The sequence below is a fragment of the Rudaea sp. genome, from assembly GCF_036383415.1.
In the GTDB taxonomy this organism is placed as follows: Bacteria; Pseudomonadota; Gammaproteobacteria; order Xanthomonadales; family Rhodanobacteraceae; genus Rudaea.
The window spans coordinates 1-2,009 of the sequence record NZ_DASVOK010000220.1 but is presented as its reverse complement, the minus strand read 5'-3'; the positions used below and the strand labels follow the sequence as shown (position 1 = coordinate 2,009).

3 protein-coding genes are annotated in these 2,009 nt (G+C 63.1%); all 3 read left to right on the top strand.

Translation table 11 applies throughout. From position 1 onward, the window contains the following. The coding region (locus VF497_RS08580; protein WP_330887677.1) for a TerC family protein at window positions 1–580 on the top strand (580 nt) is incomplete at its 5' end. 88 nt (window positions 581–668) lie between these two features. Next, window positions 669–1,301 carry a LemA family protein gene (locus VF497_RS08575; protein WP_330887675.1) on the top strand — a complete coding sequence of 211 codons (633 nt, stop codon included), beginning with the start codon at window positions 669–671 and terminating at the stop codon, window positions 1,299–1,301. 63 nt (window positions 1,302–1,364) lie between these two features. Beyond that, window positions 1,365–2,009 (top strand): TPM domain-containing protein (locus VF497_RS08570; protein ID WP_414706871.1); only part of this gene is annotated, 645 nt, incomplete at its 3' end.

Here is a 2,009-nt window from a genome sequence, read left to right as displayed (position 1 = left end):
CCTCGCCTTTGCCTGTCTCACGCGCATCGCGCTGCTCGTCACGCTCGCCCATTTCGCGCGCATGGACGACAAGCACATGCCGCTGTTCAGCCTGTTCGGCAAGGTCATCTCGGTGCGCGACCTCATCCTCGGCGGCGGCGGTGTCTTCCTCATCGTCAAGGGCATCATGGAGATCGTCGATGCGATCAGCGGCAAGCACACCGAGGTCGTTGCCAACACGGCGGCGGCGAGTTTCGCCTGGGTCATCGCCCAGATCGCGATCATCGACATCGTGTTCTCGATCGACTCGGTCATCACCGCGGTCGGCATGGTGCGCAACATCCCGGTCATGGTCGGTGCGATCATCCTTGCGGTCGCGGTGATGCTGTTCGCCTCGAACCCGGTCGGCGAGTTCATCGACAACAATCCGGCGATCCGCATGCTCGCGCTCGCGTTCATCGTGCTGATCGGCATCGTGCTCGTCGGCGAATGCCTCGACGTGCATATCCCGCGCGCCTACATCTATGGCTCGATGGCGTTCTCGGCCATCGTGGAAGTGCTCAACCTGCTCGCCGCCAAGAACCAGAAGCCGTCGGCCTGATCCGCCGGGATGCGGCGGTGCCGCTTGCGCTGCGTGTGGGCGCATTCGGTATGATGCTCCCGTTGCCATCCATCGGAGGGGTAAGACCATGCACCTGCAACGCATCGTATTGCTGTTGATCGCCGCGTTCGTCCTGTCCGGCTGCGGCTATAACGCGTTCCAGTCTAAGGACGAAGCCGCCAAGGCTGCCTGGTCCGAGGTGATCAACCAGTACCAGCGCCGCGCCGACCTCGTGCCGAACCTGGTCAACACGGTCAAGGGCTACGCCGAGCACGAGCAGTCCACGCTCGAGGCGGTGACCAACGCGCGCGCCAGCGTCGGCAAGATCACGCTGAACGCCGAAGACCTCACCGACGAGAACAAGATGAAGGCGTTCCAGCAGGCGCAGGGCGAATTGTCGAGCGCGCTGTCGCGGCTGATGGCCGTGTCGGAAAACTATCCGAACCTCAAGGCCGATGGCCTGTTTCAGAATCTGCAGGCGCAGCTCGAAGGCACCGAGAACCGCATTGCCGTAGCGCGCAACCGCTACATCACGGCGATCCAGGACTACAACACGTTCGCCCGCAGCTTCCCGCAGAACCTCACTGCGATGATGTTCGGCTACAAGCCCAAGGCCAACTTCACCGTCGACAACGAGAAGGCGATTTCTACTGCGCCGACCGTCGACTTCAACAAGCCCGCGGCGCAGCCGGCGCAACCACCGGCACAACCCGCACATTGATCGCCGCGGTGTGAGAAGCACCAGGGGACACGGATGAACACGGATTTCCTTTCCGCTGTATCCGTGTCCTTCCGTGCTCGTTCGCGTCTGAAAAAATTTTTCTTCATCCTCGTTGTTGGCTGGATCGCGGCCTTCGCCTTGCCGGTGGCGGCGGCAGAAGGTGATCCGCAATCGATCCCGCCGCTCAAGGCGCATGTCACCGACCTCACCGGCACGCTCGACGCACAACAACAGCAGCAACTGGAAAACGAGCTGACTGCGCTCGAGCAGAGCAAGGGCTCGCAACTCGGCGTGCTGATCGTGCCGACGACGCAGCCCGAGGACATCGCGCAATACGGCATCCGCGTCGGCGACGCCTGGAAGCTCGGCCGCAAGGGCACCGATGACGGCGTGATCCTGATCGTCGCGAAGAACGATCATCGCGTGCGCATCGAAGTCGGCCGCGGCCTCGAAGGCGCGATTCCCGATGCCGCCGGCGCACGCATCATCCGCGAATACATCACGCCGAAATTCCGCAGCGGCGATTTCTTCGGCGGCATCCACGATGCGACCGACGCGTTGACCAAATTGATCCAGGGCGAGCCGTTGCCGCCGCCGTTGACCGACGAGCACAAGTCCTCGTCCGGCAACAGCGATCCGTTCAACGCGGCCATCTTCGCCGTGTTCGCGATCCTGTTCGCGCGCTCGCTGTTCGGCGGCCTGTCGGCG

Excerpts from the sequence above, each read along its gene's own strand:
- VF497_RS08575 (WP_330887675.1), top strand. The coding sequence starts at position 669 with ATGCACCTGCAACGCATCGTATTGCTGTTGATCGCCGCGTTCGTCCTG.